This window comes from Rufibacter sp. JT3400010 (assembly GCF_054956755.1).
The window spans coordinates 20,615-39,156 of the sequence record NZ_JBUDXA010000017.1 but is presented as its reverse complement, the minus strand read 5'-3'; the positions used below and the strand labels follow the sequence as shown (position 1 = coordinate 39,156).

Genomic DNA, 18,542 nt, shown 5'->3' with positions numbered 1-18,542 from the left:
CGCATGCGTATGAACGTCTACACAAAACTTTCCCGTCCCATTGTTGGTGTTATCACCAACAATCCATTACAGGCTCTCTTCTCAGAAGCAGCATCAAACTGAAATGAGTAGAAGTTGTTGGTAATAACACCAACAACGGCAGAAAAAGCAGATTCTCCCTTTGAGGGGAGAATCTGCGCAGCAGGAAAGTAGTTGCTCCTCGCCTGAATTCACTTGAAATTAAAAGAAGAGCCGTCTGGGTATGATCCAAACGGCTCTTCTTTTAAAAAAATCGCTTCATCTAGGCCTCTCCAACATCAAAAAAATATTTTCTTTTATTTATTGATTTTCAATAAATTTTTATTGAATTTTACTTCGTACTTTAAAAACAGCTAAAGATGAAGACAAAAACGAATCTGATTCTCTCTACCGTGAACGTCTTGTTTTGGATTGTGTACATTGGTTTGTGCATCAAAACCGGAGCCATCTTGATTTCCTTCTTGGTGAGCCTTTTTGTAAACCCGCAGGGAGCCCAGGATCTGCATTTAGGATTGGACCTTTCCGGCCTCCTGCGCTACAGCAAACAGTATTACATTTCCATGGTATCGCTCATCCTTGTGCTTTCGGCGTTGAAGGCGCACATGGCGTACTTGGTGATTCGGGTGTTTATGAAAATAGATCCCCATCACCCTTTCAACGCAACGGCATCGGGCCTCATCACCAAAATCAGCGAAGTGGCTTTGGGAACAGGAATTCTGGCCATTCTCTGTAACGCCTATGCCAAATGGTTACATAAAATGCCTATAAACCTTCAAAACTTAAATCCCTATCAGGACAATGGGGGTGAATTCTTGTTTCTGGCCGGAATCATCTTTGTTATTGCCCAGATTTTCAAAAAAGGGGTCGAAATCCAATCTGAAAATGAACTGACCATTTAAGCCATGCCTATTATCGTAAACCTGGACGTCATGATGGCAAAGCGCAAAATGTCACTCAACGAACTCTCCGAAAAAGTAGGACTAACCCTGGCGAACCTCTCCATCCTGAAAACGGGAAAAGCAAAAGCCATCCGCTTCAGTACGCTGGAAGCCATTTGCAAAGTGTTAGAATGCCAACCCGCCGATATCTTGGAATACAGGGAGAATGGATAATGAGGTGGCCTTTCAAGAAAGCAGCGAAAAGCACCCTGCAATTCAGGTATTCCTGTGAAGGCAAAGTGTTCACTCGCTCGCGTCCCGCGAGTGTGGGCTACCTGCGGCGTCTCGCCGCTAAGTACACATTAATATCGTAAAGCAGCAGCCAGAGGCTGCAAGTAACTCACACTCGCGGGACGCGAGCGAGTGTTCTGAATAGTTCAACCTTACTTTTTCAGAACTACCAAAAAATCAAAGCGTCTGGTAAAAACAAGAGCCATGCCCAATGTTTTCACCAGACGCTTTGTGTCGTTTTCCTATTGAGCAGAAGTTTAATCAGAACCTCTTTAGTTGAACTCCACCTTCTGTACGCTTCGTTTCTTGCCGTACTCTAGCACCAGCAGGTAGCTACCCGGCGCCAGCTTTCCTTTAGGAATGGTTAAGGTGTGTTTACCCGCTTTGTATTTATCTTTCAGCACCAGGGTTTTCTTCTTGCGGTCCATAGTGTACAATTCGGCTTTTACGCCAGACTTCTTTTTGAGGGTAATGTCAACCAAGACCGAAGAGGCCGCCGCAGGGAGCAACGGTTCAGGAGCAGACAGGCTTTCGGGTATTGGGTCACTGGTTTGCTCTGACAGTTGATCTACGGTTAAAATGGGGCTTACCTCCTGCTGCGCCAGCACCGGAATCGCATTGCCTAACACCACTACGTTGCTTAACTCGCTTTCCTGGTTTCCGGGGCTTATTTCAGAAACAGCCCAGAAAGAGGTGGGCGAAGGAACGTCGGCGGCGGCAATGGTGACGGTTTCTGAGGTGGAGAAAGCCCGCACCGAACCATCTGGAATGAGGGCACCGGTGGCTGGCATAGCCGAGGTGGTGTACAGCAAATAGCGTTTAAAGGAGTGGATATTCTGCGGATTTCTGGTCCAGCGAACTTCAAAGGAACCACTAGATTCGTTTAACGTGACGGTTAACCCGATGGGGGCAGCAGGTGCTTTCCCGGCTAGCCAGTTCATCACGGGCGGCGCGGCCGGAAGCCGGAACGTAGCGGCTTTAAACGAAGTGGAGATCAGATTTTTGTTTTTGAGGATATTATCTGCCCGAAAGATGACACTGCCCAACGCATTGTTCTGCTGGTTAGAGCGCGAAATCTCAATTTGGTGCGGCACTTCCTCCGTGGTAAAGCCGTTCTGGTGCACAATGTGGCCCGGGTACAGGTGCCGTGAGGCGCTGGCCGCTTTGTCTGACCACCAATAAAGGAGCTTGCGGTAATCTTGCCGTCCGCCAATGGCCCAGTAAAGTTGCGGCGTGAGGTAATCTACGTAGTGGTTGTCCAGCCAGTGCACGGCATCGGCGTAGATGGCGTTGTAGGCGTCCATGCCCGTGGTGCCGGCAGGCTCCCCGTTTTTCCAAATCCCGAAGGGACTCACCCCAAACCGTACGTAGGGCTTTAGTTCTTTGATCTGGGCGTTCACCTGGCGCAGCGTTTCGTTCACGTTGTGCCTGCGCCAGTCTTTGATGTTGGAGAAACCCGCCCCGTACTTCTGGAAGGTTTGCGCGTCTTCGTTCGCGATGCCTAGAAAGGTGCCCTCGGGGTAGGGGTAGAAGTAATCGTCAAAATGCACGCCGTCAATGGCATAGTTCTGGGTTACTTCCTTGATGAGAGAGGTGATGTAATTCCGCACTTCGGGCAGGCCCGGATTCAAAATCTTTTTCCCGTTGGAGAAACTCAATAGCCACTCGGGTCTGGATTTGGAGACATGCTGGTTGCTATACACCGCCGGATTATTCACGGTGCCTACCCGATACGGGTTCATCCAGGCGTGTAATTCCAGACCGCGCGCGTGGGCTTCTTCAATAGCGAAGGCCAGCGGGTCATACCCCGGATCTTTGCCTTGCGTACCCGTCAGGAACCGTGACCAGGGCTCCTGGCTAGACCGGTAAAAGGCATCACACTCGGTTCTGATCTGGAAAAAAACCACGTTCAGGTTGGCTTCTTTGATCTTGTCAAACATCTCCCGCAGGGCCGCTTTCTGACTCTCAGCGGAGGCACCTCTCACGGGCCAGTCCAAATTAGCGACGGTGGCCACCCATACACCCCTGAACTCGCGGTTGGGTAATTCCTGGGCAGTAACGTGGTGAAAGGATAAGAGTAAGGCAAGCGCAAAGAGAGGACAAAGGTGCTTCAGCATAAGCAGTAAAGAGTGTTGTAGCTGGGATAGAACTGGGAATTGTGCTACAAAGGTAGGGATAAGGCGGTTATAATTCGGAGCTAAATTCACTTTCTATTTCTCTTTAGTTCAGAACTCAAAGTTTCTTTTCCTAGTGTGAAAGCAGGCATATTAAGTAGCAGTACAATTTAAAATATACATTTTGTCATCTTGGAAAGATCTTGTGGGCGAACTAGAAAAGCTTTTAATAAAAGCCATTGCCGTTCGCCCACAAGGTCCTTTCAGGATGACAAGGAGAGAAGATACTATAGTTATTTCAGTCCAAGTACTTATATAAGTGGATACACCTCCTATAAATACACCTCATAGAATTTTGATTAACTTAATTAAATCCTCGCTCGCCTCTGGCGAGTGTGAGCTACTTCCGGCGTCCCGCCGCTAAGGGAACAACAAAATATACATTCTATCGGCCAGAGGCCGCAGGCAGCTCACACCCGCCGCAGGCGAGCGAGGGTTTAAAGAAATCCCTGTTACTTGTTTTCCGATTGTTGCGTAGGTTTGCCGCACAGGGCTGTAAGAACTACTATATGAGAAACGCGGAGGTAAGGAGAAACTTATATACGATCATTCATGGCACAGACACCCCGGCCGGCCGAAGGTTTGACGTGGTTTTGCTTTGGATGATCCTGTTTTCTACGCTCATTGTTTGTTTGGAGAGTGTACCGGCGTTCCGGCAGAAATTGAGTATGTATTTCAGTTTGCTGGAATGGTTCTTCACGGTTTCATTTACGCTGGAGTATGCACTCAGAGTGTATTCGGCCCCTAGACCGCTTAAGTATATTTTCAGTTTTTATGGCATCATTGATTTTATATCTGTGATTCCCACTTTTCTGGCGTTTTTCGTGCCGGGTTTCCGGTACATCATGACCATCAGGATTCTGCGTCTACTGCGTATTTTCCGGATTTTAAAGCTAACCAGTTATGTAGAAAATGCGCAGTTAATCACGGGGGCTCTGAAGGCCAGTTTTCAAAAGATTACGGTATTCATTCTGGCCGTTTTCTCGTTGGTTTTAGTGGTAGGCACCCTTATTTACGTGGTGGAAGGGGAAGAAAATGGCTTTACCAGTATTCCGCAGAGCATTTATTGGGCTATTGTGACCATTACCACGGTGGGTTATGGAGACATCACGCCGCGTACCGCGCTGGGACAGGTGATCTCTTCGGTGGTCATGCTGCTCGGGTACGCCATTATTGCCGTTCCCACGGGCATTGTGACCGTGGAGCTGTCCAAGATCAGAACACCCGGCGAGGAAGCTGCTGCTTCTTCCCTTTCCTGTACCAACTGCGGCCAACCGGTTAAAAGAGCCGATAATTTCTGTGCGAACTGCGGCCAAAAGCTAGTAACCCGGACCTAGTCTTTCCGTTTCGCTGCCGATTTTTGGGAAACAGTCGCAAAACAGCCATACCTTTCGCACTTTAAACCAGAACCTGCTCTACATGAACCTTGAAACGCTACAAACCCTTTGCCTCTCTTTTCCGGCCGTAACCCAAGACGTGAAATGGGAACATGATCTCTGTTTTTCTGTTGGAGGTAAAATGTTTTGCCTGGCCAGCCTGGAGCCTCCGTTTACCTTCTCCCTGAAAGTGCCAGATCAGGAGTTTGAGGAACTGATTGCCCTTTCGGGCATTAAACCGGCTCCATATCTAGCCAGATACAAATGGGTACTCCTGGAAAACCCGTATGCACTAGATGCCGAACGGCTGAATCACTTGATCAGGCAATCCTATGAACTGATCAAAAGTAAACTCCCCAAAAAAGACCTGAAAGCCGCCGGACAGTTGTAGTCCCGCTATTTTGTTTATCAAGATTATTGAATGATTGTGCGTTTTGCCAGACATACTGGTTACTACAGTCATTAACATCTACATTATACTGCTACGCTATTCGGGATTTGCAATCCGAAAGAGCATAATAGAGCAAACGTTGTTGAGGCTTTCGCCTCACGGAAGTTTCAAACTTCCGGCCATGGTAGGTCCAAGTCACAGACTTGAACCATGTTTACTAGTGGGAATGCGTGTGATCTGCTGGTGTAAACATCCCCCCTTCGCCCCTTTAAAGGGGGAGTCTCCGCTTTAGAAAGGGCTTCTCACGCATTGCCACCATCACATTCCACTACTTCCCCCATTCCAGTCTTCCCCGAGCGCGCCTCGCTTTTGGCCCTGGAATGTCAAAGCTAACCGCAAAGGACACTGCAGGCCGAAAGGGCAGTGCGCGAGGGGAAGACGGGGCCTCGCGGCCGTGAGCGCACGGAGGGCAGCCATGCAACAACAAAGCATAAGGGCACCGCATCAATTTCCCGCCACGCCAGCGACAGGCCAACTGCATGCACCTGCCAATCCCCCTAAAAAAGCAGAAAAGCCAAGGAAACACGCAAACTACATGCACCTCACGCCCCAAATACCACCTTATTTCCAGTCTTTTTTCCTGAAAATAGCCCCAAAACCTTGCTCCTGCTTAAGAAAAGTGGTGTTTATTAAATTTTTTAAATATTTGAGGAACTTATTTGGAATGTTTCTAAACAGGTAGTTAGTTTGCATCAGTTTAGAACAAGTCTAAATAAAGACATAGATGATGCACCACACGTACACTACCCCCAAATACCTTCTTTGCTTTGCGGTAAGCTTCGCACTTTTCCTTTGTTCTACCGTCGTATTTGCCCAGAATGGCAACCTGAAAGGCCGGATTACCACCACAGATGGCGAACCCGCGGCTTACGTGAGTGTCATGCTGAAGGAACTGGACAAGGCGACCATGACTACTGAGGAAGGCGTCTTTTTCTTCCGCAACGTTCCCACAGGTCAGTACACCTTGCAGGTTTCGTCCCTTGGGTTCAATGTAGAGGAAAGACCGATCAACGTCTCCTCAGACAAAACCGTGCTTCAGGATATTCCTTTGGTTAGAAGCAGCCAGCGCTTGGGAGAAGTGGTGGTAACCGGCCGCCAAACCTTAAATGAGAAGCCCTTGAGCGTAGGCAAAATAGCCATCAAACCCTTGGATCTTCCGCAGAGTGTGACCGTGATTGGCGGCGAAGTGCTGGAAAGACAGCAGGTGCAGGCCTTGAGCGAAGCGTTGCAGAACGTAAACGGCGTGTACGTGATGAGCGCTACCGGCGGAACGCAGGAAGAAATTGGGGGTCGGGGGTTCGCCTTTAACAGCAACAACACCTTTAAAAACGGCTCACGGTACAACAACAGCATCATGCCCGAAATGTCTAGCCTGGAGCGGGTAGAAGTGATGAAAGGCAGCAACGCCATTCTGTTCGGGAACGTGGCCGCGGGCGGCGTTCTGAACCTGGTGACCAAAAAACCGAAGTTTGAGAGCGGCGGTGAAGTAAGCATGCGCCTGGGTTCCTATGATTTCTACAAACCGGCCATTGATGTGTACGGGGCCATTAACAACAGCGAGAAAGTGGCTTACCGCCTTAATACCACGTACCTGAACGCGGGCAGTTTCCGGGACGGGGTTTCAGCAGAGCGGTTCTACATCAACCCTTCCCTCCTGGTGAAAGCCGGAAACAAAACCGACATTTTGCTGGAAGGCGATTACCTGAAAGACACCCGCACCCCAGACTTCGGGATTGGGGCCATCAACTATGAGATTGCCCAGGTGCCCAGAAGCCGTTTCCTGGGAGTTTCCTTCGCCAGGAACAACGTGGAGCAGAAAAGCGCCATGGCTACCATTACCCATAAGCTAAGCCCTAACTGGGAAATCAGAAGCACCAGCTCTTTCCAGAATTATACTGCCGGACAGCTCTCTACTTCACGCCCAACCGGCATCAAAGCCAACGGCGACTGGTCCCGCAACATCCAGCGGAGCGCCTCTGAGGAAGATTATTACCTCACGCAACTTGACCTCACGGGTAAATTCAGAACCGGTTTCATTGAACACACCTTGCTGGTGGGGGCAGACGCTGACAAATACGACACCGAAACCGAAGCCTTCAAAGCGGAACCCTATGATGTCATCAACATATTTGATTTGCAGAAATACGAACCCCGCCAAGATGTGCCTACCAACAGCCGCACCACCACTACGTATGCCACCACCAAACGCGTAGGCGTATATGCCCAGGATTTGCTGAGCCTTTCAGAAAGCTGGAAAGTATTGGCCGGTTTACGGTACAGCTACCAGGACATCGGCTCAGATGTGTTCACCCACACTTCTAACACCACGGCCACTACCAATACCTATGACTACGCCTTCAGCCCGCGGGCAGGTTTGGTGTACCAGCCCACCAGAAACACGTCGTTGTTCGTGAGCTATGCTAATTCCTTCGCCCCTAACACCGGCATTGACGTGAACAGCCAGCCGTTGAGACCTTCTATCATTGACCAGTATGAAATCGGGATCAAAAACGAACTGTTCAAAGGCCTTTTATCGGCGAACCTGACCTTGTACAAGATCATCAACGGAAACCAGGTACAAAACGTGATCATTCCGGCTGGCAACCCAGACAATATTCCGGCCAATGCGCGGGAACTGGCCGGCGAAGTAACCAGCAAAGGGGTAGAACTTGACCTCATGAGCAAAAGCATCAATGGCTTCTCTTTCATTGGCGGCTACAGCTACAATGACACCCGTTATACCAAAAGCAACATCTACGCTGAGAATGACCGTTTACGTTATAACCCAGCACACACGGCTAACGCCAGCGTGTACTACAGCTTCCAGACCGCCCGTTTAAGTGGCCTGAACCTGGGTCTGAGTTCTTTTTACGCCGGTGAGCGCCTGGCAGGCCGTAACACCCGACTTACGGTGAAAGAGGATGCCTACCGCCTGATTTCCCTTCCAGACTATTTCCTGTTTGACGCCCATGTAGGCTACAGCATCCAGCGTCTGTCTTTGCGCCTGAAAATGACCAACCTGCTCAATAAACTAACCTACAACGCCCACGACGACAACAGCATCAACCCCATTGCTCCTCGTCAGTTCATGGCCACGGTCTCTTACAAGCTTTAATCAACCACCATCGGCGTAGCTTTCTGGCTACGCCGATGGTTTTTACACCTCAGCAAATACTCACTGCCCATTTTCTATTTTTAGCTTAGTTTAGACAAACAGCTTAAAAACTAGTTTCTTTGTATTGACGTTACTTTGGTACACTCACCTAATTCTCTTCTTTAGAAATGATGTCTAACTGGAAAAAAGGCTTGAAAAAGATAGGCATAGCAGGCTTCCTGTTTTTCCTGATCAAAGGCTTGATCTGGATTTTCATTTTTCTAGGCGGAGCCAAACTCCTCTTTGATTAAGCTGCCACCTTGCTTAGTACACCTTCTTACTGCGATATCCAGAGAAGTTCAGTTTCTACGTTCCCCCCTTCCATTTTTAGGTTGTTTTTCTGAAAATAGGCAAGAAGCGAATCACCTTCTTTTAGGCCTACCTTTCCTTCCTTACAAACATTAGCTTATTTCTATTTTCGGGAAATAATCTGCACCTTGCCTCCGCAGAGACAAAGACCTGGAACTTCTCTTTGCTCGCAGCAGAATTGATTTACATAAAACTTACTTATCTCAATCTCTGCTTATTTCCTTACCAAGACAACCCTTTATGTTACCGCATACCCTTTCTTCTGTTATTACCGGCTCTGGAAAATGCCTTCCAGACAAGGTGGTTTCTAACCATGATTTCTTAACACATGAATTTTATGATGTCTCAGGCAAGAAGTTGCCCAACACCAATGAGGTTATCATCCAGAAGTTTCAGCAAATCACGGGCATAAAGGAAAGAAGGTACGCCACTGATAACATGGTGGCTTCAGACCTGGGGTTTCTGGCCGCCAAGGAAGCCATCCAAAATGCCGGTATTGATCCTGAAACCTTAGATTACATTATTGTTGCTCATAATTTTGGCGATGTGAAAGCCAGTTCCCGGCGGGTAGACATGATGCCTCCGCTGGCGGCCCGTATCAAACACAAACTTCAGATTGCCAACCCGTACACGGTGGCGTATGATCTGCCGTTTGGCTGCCCGGGTTGGTTGCAGGGCATTATTCAGGCGCACTATTATCTGCAGTCCGGCGATGCCAAGCGAATCCTGGTTATTGGCACGGAGACCTTATCCCGGGTGTCTGATGCCCATGACCGTGACAGCATGATTTACTCAGATGGTGCGGGGGCTGTCATTCTGGAAGCCCAGGCCGGAGAAGCCAAAACAGGCATCTTGAAACATCTTACCGTTTCAGACACCCTCACGCAAGCTTTGTGGTTAAACTCCTCTCCTTCTTACAATCCGGCCGCGCCGCAGGAAGATCTATACATTAAGATGGATGGCCGCAAGATTTATGAATACGCCCTTAAAACGGTTCCGCAGCTGATCAAAGACTGTTTAGACAAAGTCAATATTCCGCTTTCGAAAATTAAGAAAGTTTTGATTCACCAGGCCAACGAAAAGATGGACGAGGCCATGCTGGAACGGCTTTTCAAACTTTACGGGCAGGAAAACATTCCGGCAGATATTATGCCCATGACCATTGCTAACCTGGGGAATAACTCGGTGGCCACCCTACCGGTGCTGTATGACTTCATCGCCCGTGGCGATTTAGCTGGGCATGATTTACAGAGCGGCGATACCGTGGTGTTTGCCTCTGTGGGGGCGGGCATGAACGCTAATACTGTCATCTACCAAATCCCTTAACGCCCTTACACTTCTTCTTTTCTGCTTACGTTTACAGGTAAAAGAAAGGTACAACCATGAAGATTGGTATTATTGGCGGCGGAATTGCGGGACTTACTACGGCCATTGCGTTACAAAAAATAGGCCTTAACGCTCATGTATTTGATGCTGCGCCAAAGTTTGAACCCGTAGGTGCCGGCTTGGCCCTGGCGGCGAATGCCATCAAAGGATTTCAGCGTTTGGGTATAGCCGATGCGGTGATTGCCCAAGGCAACTGTCTGGATGGTTTCCATATCTTTGATGCCCAGGGCCAACTCATCAACCGCACCGACAGCCGTGCTATTAGTGCCAAGTACGGGCTGGATAATTTCGTGGTTCATAGAGCGTCGCTGCACAACGTGCTGGTAGATCACTTGCCTGCCGCCTCGCTGCACCCCAACAAAAGAGCCATCGGCTGCCAGCCGAATAAACAAGGGATTACCGTTCAGTTTCAGGATAACACCCAGGAAACGTTTGATCATCTGCTGGTGGCAGATGGCATCCATTCGGCTATCCGGAAACAGTTACTGCCACAGTCGGTAACCCGGTACGCGGGCTATACCTGCTGGCGCGCCATCATAGACAATCCCGGCCTGGAAAGCATCTACGCCTCTGAGACCTGGGGCAAAGCCGGCCGAGTGGGTTGGACTCCGTTGAAAGGAAACAAAATCTATTGGTTCGCCTGCATCAATGCCCCGGAGAACGACCCTGGCATGAAAGCCATGCGGGTAGAAGATTTGCAACGGCATTTTCAGCACTACCACGCTCCCATTCCAGACCTTTTCCGCTGTACCAAACCCGAGCAACTGCTCTGGCACGACCTCTATGATTTGGCGCCGCTTCCGCAATTTGCGTTTGAGAATGTGCTGCTGCTGGGAGATGCCGGACATGCCACCACCCCCAACATGGGTCAGGGCGCCTGCCAAGCGGTAGAAGATGCCGTGGTTTTTGCCGATGAACTGCAACAGGATTTCAACTTCAACCTGGCGGCCAAACGCTTTGAAAAGCGCCGCATGCCCCGCACTCACTGGATTACCCGTCAGTCCCGGTTCCTGGGCGAGGTAGCGCAATCTCAGAATTCGGTTTTCATGAGCATCCGCAACTTTGGCCTGCGGCATTTGCCTACCTGGGTCAATGACAAGCAACTGGAGAAGGTTTATTCTGTAGATTTTTAGAAAAAGAAGTCCGTGAAAATCAACCTCGCTCGCGTCCCGCGAGTGTGAGCTACGTGCGGCCTCTGGCCGTTTCTCTGCTAATTTTGAATAAACGTCCACAAAGCGGCGGGACGCCGCACGTAGCTCACACTCGCGGGACGCGAGCGAGGTTTAAAGGTCCGTTTAGGCTTCCTTTCTAATAAACAGCCTATAAACATAACTACATTCCCCAAACTCAACTTAAAGGAAGATAGAATCTGAGGCTGGTTTTATGCAGTCAGAAGTACAATGCATCACACCTAATCAGCGGCAATCTGGCGGGGTAGCATGGGGAGTAGGTTTAAATTGAGTAATATTGTAATTAAATTCTCATTAGACCTTTTACCCTTGACTACCTCCCTGCCGGCTTTCAGACAGACACAACGCGTCTTTGATGACGCTTTTGACCCTAGCTTTAGTGCCAGCGCTCACCTATACATCTGTTTCGGGGCACATCGTATTCGTTTGGGGGTGCTGGATGCCCAGCGCAACAAGTTTGTGGCCCTGGAAGATTATGAGTCTGAACGGCCTTCTACGGTAGAAAACGCCATTGCCCAGTTGCAGCACCTCAGCAGCGTGACTCCCCTGCTGGAGGAAAGAAAATGGCAGCAAGTCCGCATTGGCATTAAGAATCAGCAGTTCACATTGATTCCCGAAGCGCTTTTTGAATTGAATGCCCGTGCCGAGTACTTGAAACTGAATGCGGTGCTAGAGCCGGAACGGGAAGTAGTGCACCACCATGAACACCCTCGGTTAGAGCTCATGAACGTGTTCACCGTTCCTGCGCCTCTGGAAGATTGGGCTGTTTCACAGTTTCAGGGAAGCCAGGTGGAGTTTGTGCACCAGACCTCGGCGCTGATGGAAGGTTTCCTGCACATGGCTGAGCGAGGCACACGGCCCCAGTTATTTATTTACGTAGATAAAAACTACGTCACCTTAGTGGTGTTGCAAGGCCTGAAACTGGAGTTCTGCAACTCTTTCTTTTTCACTTCTTCTGAAGATTTCATCTACTACGTGCTGTTCGTGCTTCAGGAAAAGAAAATGAACCCCGACCAGGACCAGGTCACCGTCTGGGGCGAACTTCTCCTGGACTCTGAACTACATGAAATCCTGCGTACGTACATTCGGCACGTCCAATTCGGGAAGAAGCCTACCGGCGTAGGTTTCAGCTACCGTTTTGATGCCCTGTTCAACCACCGCAACTTTGACATGTACAGCCTTCATTTTTGCGATTGAGGTTATTGAGTGATTGAGAGATTGAATGAATGAGAGATTGAAGAATAGATGATTGTTTGAATTGTAAAGAGTTTTTGAATAATACCCTATAATCTTAAATCAGAAACCTATAAAAAGAGAGAGCCCGTTAAACACTGCTTAACGGGCTCTCTCTTTTTAAAATTCTTTCAATCTCTCATTCATTCAATCTCTCAATTCCTAAAGCACAAAGAGGAAAACGAAGTAGAGGGCAATCCAGATAATGCCCAAGAAGTGCCAGTAACTGCGGAGCATCTGCACCTGCATGAGGCGGTAAGGATCGCGGTTGAAGACGAGGGTACGAATGGGGTCTTTGGAGGCTCTGTTCACTTTCACGTACAGGTAAGAGGCAAAGGCCAAACCACCGGCAATATGCAACAAGTGCAACGCCGACAGTAAATACAGGAACGTGCCCGATGGATGTCCGTCAAAGAAAACCCTGGCCTCGGCCATTTCATACCAGGCTACAATCTGGGCCAGGGTAAACGCCATGCCCAACACCAACGACCACAGCAGGCCTTTTTTCATGTTTATCAAGTCGTCTTGGCTGTAATGGAAAGGCACTTGCTGCATGGCAAACCCGCTCACCAGAATGAGGATGGTACTCACGGAGAAAAGCTTGGGCAGGTTAAACGTAGAGGGGGTAGCCGCATCTGCGGTTTTGAAGAGAAACATGGCCGTGAGCATGAAAAACAACATGGCCATGCCCGCCATGCTCACAAACAGCAGCATTTTGACCGGCGGTACTTTCTCTATTTTCTCAAAGCTGGACATTCTTCCAGCACCTATCTTATTTTGATTCTCAGATTTCATGATTCAGTAAATTCATCGGCCTCACTTGCGTTACCAGTCTGCATTAAACACTATGTTCTACATAGGTAGTACCTTGAATATCAGCAGAATGTTTACCTGGTTTCTCATATTTGATGCACTTTTAGAGAAGAACGTTGCATCTGCCAATTTTTATATTGAATAATCCATTTTGGTCTGCCTGTTTCTGCTTTTGGGTGGCCAATGTTACCCTCTTTTAAACCATGAACCCACTTGCCCAAACACCGCATTGGCAGTAATGCGGGGCGAACTGCCGGTGCCTATTTCAATGTACGTTTTGTTGTTCACCCGTATGTCCAGCACCAGCCCGGCCTGCACCAGTTTTTGGTTCAGGTCTTTGGCTTTCTCCAGTTTCGCGACCAAGGCCGCAATGCCTTTGGCTGAGGATGGAGGCATCACATTGTCCAGTACCCGCTCCAGGGAATGATGGTCTTTGAAGTTTACAATCACGTAATTCTCCTCTGCCACCACCAGTACGTGGTCCTGCTGCACGGTAAGCACCAATTTACCTGATATTTCAAACGGAAAATTGGCCATACCTATGCTTGGTTAGAACCCGATGATTTGGTTTTAAGCGTCAGGGTGCCGTTGAGTTTCCATTGCCCCGGCTGCCCAGTGGGGCCGGGCCCTTGCACCGACACATCCTGAAAATCTAAGGTGATATCGGTTTGATCGGCTTTTAGTTTTTCCAGGAGCACGTTGGCTAGATCAGACAGTTTCTGAACAGTTTGGGTAGATTTTTCCATAGTTAGATTGGTGGTAGTAGAAACTAAATTACGCAGCCTAGAAGGCTCCGTTACTTTCCCCATTATAATACAAAAAGTACAATACATCCAAGTAATCTGCTACTACGTATAAACAACAGTTTTACGTTCCTGTTTGAGGGCTTTTTACTTTATGAAAAACACGTTCTATTCTGCCGCAAGATTGGTCTGGCTTCTGGTCCTCTTTGTCTTGCCCGGTGCCGCCATTGCTCAGAATTGCCTGCAACCCCTGGGTTTGTCAAAAAACACCGAGTTTGTGTACCAAGTCACCGATAAAGGCCGCAACAAAGGCACTCTCAACAACAAAGTGGTGCAGCAAATGGCCGATAAGGATGGCGTCTATGTGACTACCTTCAAAAGTACCCGCATCAATCCCAAAAAACGACCCGAAGCCGCAGATGAATACCGCATCAGATGCGTGGGTGATACCATTTACCTGGATGCCATGTTGTTGCTCAGAGAACAGGTCTTAAAAACATTTCATGGCAAAGACTTTGATTTTACGCCCGTAGATGTGGCTTATCCGCAGCAGATGAAGGTGGGCGAAATTTTGCCAGATGGTAGATTAGGCGTGAAGGTGCGCTCCTCTTCGGTGAACATAACCCAAGTAAACATGCTGGCTACCAACCGCAAAGTGGAGGCCCTTGAAAAAGTTACCACTCCGGCAGGTACCTTTGACTGCTACAAAATAAGCTACCAATACGAAGTAACCTTAGATGCCATGGGCATGCCCTTGCGCGACATCTTTCAGGTAGAGGAATATTTCTCTTTGGAGCACGGCCTCATCAAATGCCAGTTCAAAACTAAAGGAGGCCGGAAAGCGAAAGGCCTGGAAATGATTTCAAAACGAAACACAGCGCAGGCTCTGCAGAAATAACGGCTTATAGCTTTGGCGATTACCCCATATTAAGTAGCTTTAATCCTGAAAAATCATCTTTCAATACCATGAAAAAGCTACTGTTCTCTGCCTCGCTTGTGCTCCCCCTACTGTTGGGAAGCTGCACCAAAAAAACTGATACCAAAGACGCTGTTTCCCAAGCTTCAGACCAAAAAGTAAGCACCTACGGTCAGAAATTTACTTCTGAAGGAGCCATTGCCCCCGCTGAGATTACAAGCCTGCTGGTGAACAAAGATTCTGTTCAGGCAAAAGTGGCCACCAATGTTTTGGAAGTGTGTCAGGCGAAAGGCTGCTGGATGAACGTGGCCGTGGAAGGCCAGGAACCCATGCGCGTTACCTTTAAGAATTATGGCTTTTTCATGCCCAAAGACATTGTGGGCAAAGAAGTAGTGTTTGAGGGAGTAGCTCTGAGAGACACGGTTTCCGTGGAGGACCAACGCCACTTCGCCGAAGATGCTGGGAAAAGCAAGGAAGAAATTGCCGCCATCACAGCCCCTAAACCCTCCATCACCTTTGTGGCCAACGGAGTTCAGGTAAAGGAATAGTCGTTGCTTTATATCTATGGCACAGCCGTTTTAAGCCTTCTTTTCTGAAAGGAGCTTAAAACGGCTGTTCTATTTTGAAGTAGCACCAACTTACTGCAGGTGTTGCAGAAAAGGAATTCAGGAAACATATAAAAGCAGCCATTCCTGGGCTAGTTCCTGTTCTTCAAATGCTTTGACTTTGAGCTGTCCGTTCAGATGCTGCCTGAACGCCTCAAATGACCTTTGCCCGTAAATGCCCGGCGATAGTACATGGGCAAAATACCGCAGACCTAGTGCCTGGGCGGCTGGAGCCCACTTGGCAGTCATGTACGGCACGGCCACTTCCCAGGGGCCAATCAGCTCTTTATTACTGTTCAGTAATCCGCGGCAGGGTTTTTCCCGCAGCATAGACAATACGTGGTTGCAGCCCATCACCACGGTTTCCAAGCTTTGTATTCCAATCCAGTTGACGTAGATGTATTGGTTCTGGGGCATTCTGATGGCCTCAAAACAGACATCTCCGTTTGCTTTCTTCAACTCTTTCTTATCCATTAAACTACATTTACCGGCCTTGGCCTCCAGAACAAAGCCTTTCAAAAACTCTTGTGGTGGTTGGAAATCAACTTTGTAAGAATTCTTGCATAGCGGCTATGGTCTCTTCGGGGGCACTCAGGTTGGGGCAATGACCCGTGGCCTTAAGCAGCTTGAATGTACTGTTGGGGATGTTTTGGTGCATGTATTCCCCTACCGCCAAGGGAGCGATCAGGTCTTCGGAACACTGTAGAATCAAGGTTTCCGTTTTGACATTGCATAAATCAGCGCGGCTATCAGACAGAAACGTGATACGGGCGAAATCTTTGGCAATCTCCACGTCGCTCTGGCAAAAAAGCTGGGTTAGTTCCTGCCCCAGTTCCGGCCGATTGGGGTTTCCCATGATCAAAGGAGCCATGGTATGGGACCAACTCAGATAATCACTATCCAAGGAACTTAGCAAACCTTCTATGCTTTCCTGGGTAAATCCGCCGGTGTAGTCGTCATCATTGATATAGCGCGGCGAGGGGGCAATCAATATCAGTTTTGAGAAACGGACTGGGTCCAGAATAGAGGCGAGCATGCCAATCATGGCACTCACTGAGTGACCCACAAAAATGACCTCCTCTAAATCTAGTTCTTCACAGATTTCCAGAATATCTACCGCGTAAGATTGAAGCGAAGCATATCTGCCCAAGGTATAGGCCCTGGTGTCTGCTTTCCCGAAACCCACATGGTCAAAAAGCACGATTTTATACTCCTCTTCAAAGGCTGGGGTAATGTAGCGCCACATGCTTTGGTCGCAGCCGTACCCATGCGCAAAAAGCATGGGTTTCTCGCCTCTGCCAATAACCTGTACGTTGTTTCTCTTGATTGCATTCATTGTAGTGGGGGTGCTAAATGACTCTTAAAATAATCCATCAGATGCAGATTATACTCAATATACGAACCTATTATTCAGGAACCCTTTTTTAACGCACTTTTCTTAAAATCAGCTTAAAAAGCCTCTTTTTAAGGGCTGAAATTAACTCAAAAGTCAAGCAGCATCTACGTCATACATTTTGCACTTACCTTTCAATTTTTATGAGATATTGAAACTGAGCAACTTCTGCATTTGTAGGTAGGAATGGCAAAAGCTTACATGAAACCACAATGAACTTTACTAATTCAGAGACTAAACCCGGTAAAATACAATTAAATTTCGGCTGTTTATAGCGCTTTTTCTAAAACGAGGGCAAAATCTGCTCCATGAAGAATGACTTGAAAAGGATTCTGGAGTATGTACGGTATCCTCCAGAAACGTTCTTTGATGCTTCAAAATGAACGGCAGAAGTATTTTCCTTCCAAAAGGTTCTGGGAATTCTAGCTAACTAGGTGAAAAAATATCCGTTTGTGTCTAGAACCAAGTCGGTGCCCGCTGGAAGAGCAGGCTAGGCTTAAGGCAGAATTTTATCTGCTTTTACTGAATTTAACACAAACTGAAACTATGGAGTCATTGAAAGGAAAAACTGCGCTCATCACCGGGGCAGGCAAAGGAATTGGGCGGGCATTAGCTATTGCGCTGGCGAAAGAAGGTGTGAATATTGGGTTACTGGCCCGTACCGAAAGCGATTTACAAAAAGTAGCCGATGAACTAGAAGGCCTGGGGGTAGAAACGTCCATTGTCACCGCAGATGTCACCCATATTCACAGCGTGAACGAAGCCGTAGAGCAGGTGCAGCAGGAACTGGGGTTTATAGATATCCTCATCAATAACGCCGGTACGGCGGCCTTCGGGAAATTCCTGGACCTGGAACCCGACCACTGGGAACACATCATCAAAGTGAACCTGATGGGCCCGTACTATGTGACGCGCGCGGTCTTACCAGCCATGATCTCCAAGAAAACCGGCGACATCATCAACATCTCCTCCACGGCCGGACAACGCGGGTCTGGCGTAACCAGCGCGTACAGCGCCTCTAAATTCGGGTTGATTGGCTTGTCTGAGTCCCTGATGCAGGAAGTCCGGAAACATAACATCCGGGTATCTACCCTCACGCCCAGCACCGTAGCCACTGACCTTTCCCTGGAACTGAAGCTCACCGACGGAAACCCCGAGAAAGTGATGCAGCCCGAGGATTTTGCCGAGTTTGTGGTATGTCAACTTAAACTGAACCGGAGAGTATTCCTGAAAGAAGCGGGCATCTGGTCAACCAATCCGTAAACAACTTCTACCAGCAGGAAAAAGCCCTACCTAAACGTAGGGCTTTTTTGTAAAAATGCCTTTCTACTACTCCCACTTTTTTAGCCATATTTTTGATAATCAGCTTATAAAAGGAAATTTTCTCTTGCTATCGTTTTGGATGTTGGCTAATTACTTCTCTTATTTGCTTCGGAAGTCAACTGTAGTGAACCGCCTAAACCGCTGTTGGGGAAGGAGTGTCGTAATTCCACCTTGCATTTTCGCTTTTAACTAGCCATACCGTTATGGTTTTCATATCAATTACCAGGCTCAGACTACGTTCTGTTTTCTACTTGCCCCAGTTCTTCATGACTAATGAAGCATCTGCTAA

The 18,542-nt window shown here is 48.3% G+C and carries 17 protein-coding genes; 11 read left to right on the top strand and 6 right to left on the bottom strand.

Annotation, left to right across the window (positions count from 1 at the left end):
* Positions 1-377 precede the first annotated feature (377 nt).
* Both ACY0JR_RS14995 and ACY0JR_RS14990 read left to right on the top strand, forming a co-directional pair.
* On the top strand, positions 378-917 hold the full coding sequence (locus ACY0JR_RS14995; protein ID WP_462634929.1) for a DUF2975 domain-containing protein: 540 nt from the start codon (positions 378-380) through the stop codon (positions 915-917).
* Between the two features lie 3 nt (positions 918-920).
* On the top strand, positions 921-1,130 hold the full coding sequence (locus ACY0JR_RS14990; RefSeq protein ID WP_462634928.1) for a helix-turn-helix domain-containing protein: 210 nt from the start codon (positions 921-923) through the stop codon (positions 1,128-1,130).
* 329 nt (positions 1,131-1,459) lie between these two features.
* Here the strand turns inward: ACY0JR_RS14990 and ACY0JR_RS14985 are convergent, their stop codons facing one another.
* Positions 1,460-3,304 carry a glycoside hydrolase family 10 protein gene (locus tag ACY0JR_RS14985; protein ID WP_462634927.1) on the bottom strand — a complete coding sequence of 615 codons (1,845 nt, stop codon included), beginning with the start codon at positions 3,302-3,304 and terminating at the stop codon, positions 1,460-1,462.
* Between the two features lie 566 nt (positions 3,305-3,870).
* Here ACY0JR_RS14985 and ACY0JR_RS14980 point away from each other — a divergent pair.
* The 6 genes from ACY0JR_RS14980 (at position 3,871) to ACY0JR_RS14955 (ending at position 12,424) form a co-directional block, all read left to right on the top strand.
* Positions 3,871-4,698, top strand: coding sequence for an ion transporter (locus ACY0JR_RS14980; RefSeq protein ID WP_462634926.1), 828 nt, complete (start codon positions 3,871-3,873; stop codon positions 4,696-4,698).
* 82 nt (positions 4,699-4,780) lie between these two features.
* Positions 4,781-5,128 carry an MmcQ/YjbR family DNA-binding protein gene (locus tag ACY0JR_RS14975; RefSeq protein WP_462634925.1) on the top strand — a complete coding sequence of 116 codons (348 nt, stop codon included), beginning with the start codon at positions 4,781-4,783 and terminating at the stop codon, positions 5,126-5,128.
* Positions 5,129-5,912: 784 nt separating this feature from the next.
* Positions 5,913-8,303: a TonB-dependent siderophore receptor gene (locus tag ACY0JR_RS14970; protein ID WP_462634924.1), complete on the top strand. Its 2,391-nt coding sequence runs from the start codon at positions 5,913-5,915 to the stop codon at positions 8,301-8,303.
* Positions 8,304-8,891: 588 nt separating this feature from the next.
* Complete coding sequence (locus ACY0JR_RS14965) at positions 8,892-9,977, top strand: 3-oxoacyl-ACP synthase III family protein (protein ID WP_462634923.1); 1,086 nt, start codon at positions 8,892-8,894, stop codon at positions 9,975-9,977.
* Between the two features lie 56 nt (positions 9,978-10,033).
* Positions 10,034-11,170 (top strand): FAD-dependent monooxygenase, encoded by a 1,137-nt coding sequence (locus ACY0JR_RS14960; protein WP_462634922.1) that lies wholly within the window; start codon positions 10,034-10,036, stop codon positions 11,168-11,170.
* 366 nt (positions 11,171-11,536) lie between these two features.
* Positions 11,537-12,424, top strand: a complete 888-nt coding sequence (locus tag ACY0JR_RS14955; RefSeq protein WP_462634921.1) for a DUF3822 family protein — start codon at positions 11,537-11,539, stop codon at positions 12,422-12,424.
* A gap of 198 nt (positions 12,425-12,622) precedes the next feature.
* Here the strand turns inward: ACY0JR_RS14955 and ACY0JR_RS14950 are convergent, their stop codons facing one another.
* From ACY0JR_RS14950 to ACY0JR_RS14940, 3 genes are all read right to left on the bottom strand, one after another.
* Positions 12,623-13,255, bottom strand: coding sequence for a cytochrome c oxidase subunit 3 (locus ACY0JR_RS14950; RefSeq protein ID WP_462634920.1), 633 nt, complete (start codon positions 13,253-13,255; stop codon positions 12,623-12,625).
* Positions 13,256-13,459: 204 nt separating this feature from the next.
* Entirely contained in the window at positions 13,460-13,810 is a 351-nt protein-coding gene (locus ACY0JR_RS14945; RefSeq protein WP_462634919.1) for a hypothetical protein, read from the bottom strand.
* Between the two features lie 2 nt (positions 13,811-13,812).
* Positions 13,813-14,019, bottom strand: a complete 207-nt coding sequence (locus tag ACY0JR_RS14940; RefSeq protein WP_462634918.1) for a hypothetical protein — start codon at positions 14,017-14,019, stop codon at positions 13,813-13,815.
* A gap of 151 nt (positions 14,020-14,170) precedes the next feature.
* On the opposite strand from ACY0JR_RS14940, the gene ACY0JR_RS14935 reads away from it, so the two are divergent.
* Positions 14,171-14,914 carry a TapB family protein gene (locus ACY0JR_RS14935; protein WP_462634917.1) on the top strand — a complete coding sequence of 248 codons (744 nt, stop codon included), beginning with the start codon at positions 14,171-14,173 and terminating at the stop codon, positions 14,912-14,914.
* A 68-nt stretch (positions 14,915-14,982) separates the two neighbouring features.
* The gene (locus ACY0JR_RS14930) at positions 14,983-15,480 is read left to right on the top strand and encodes a DUF4920 domain-containing protein (protein WP_462634916.1); all 498 of its coding nucleotides are present in this window, start codon (positions 14,983-14,985) and stop codon (positions 15,478-15,480) included.
* Positions 15,481-15,597: 117 nt separating this feature from the next.
* On the opposite strand, the gene ACY0JR_RS14925 is transcribed toward ACY0JR_RS14930, so the two are convergent.
* The gene (locus ACY0JR_RS14925) at positions 15,598-16,011 is read right to left on the bottom strand and encodes a hypothetical protein (RefSeq protein ID WP_462634915.1); all 414 of its coding nucleotides are present in this window, start codon (positions 16,009-16,011) and stop codon (positions 15,598-15,600) included.
* A 67-nt stretch (positions 16,012-16,078) separates the two neighbouring features.
* Complete coding sequence (locus tag ACY0JR_RS14920) at positions 16,079-16,873, bottom strand: alpha/beta fold hydrolase (RefSeq protein WP_462634914.1); 795 nt, start codon at positions 16,871-16,873, stop codon at positions 16,079-16,081.
* Between the two features lie 603 nt (positions 16,874-17,476).
* Here ACY0JR_RS14920 and ACY0JR_RS14915 point away from each other — a divergent pair.
* Positions 17,477-18,193: a 3-ketoacyl-ACP reductase gene (locus tag ACY0JR_RS14915; RefSeq protein ID WP_462634913.1), complete on the top strand. Its 717-nt coding sequence runs from the start codon at positions 17,477-17,479 to the stop codon at positions 18,191-18,193.
* Positions 18,194-18,542: the final 349 nt, after the last annotated feature.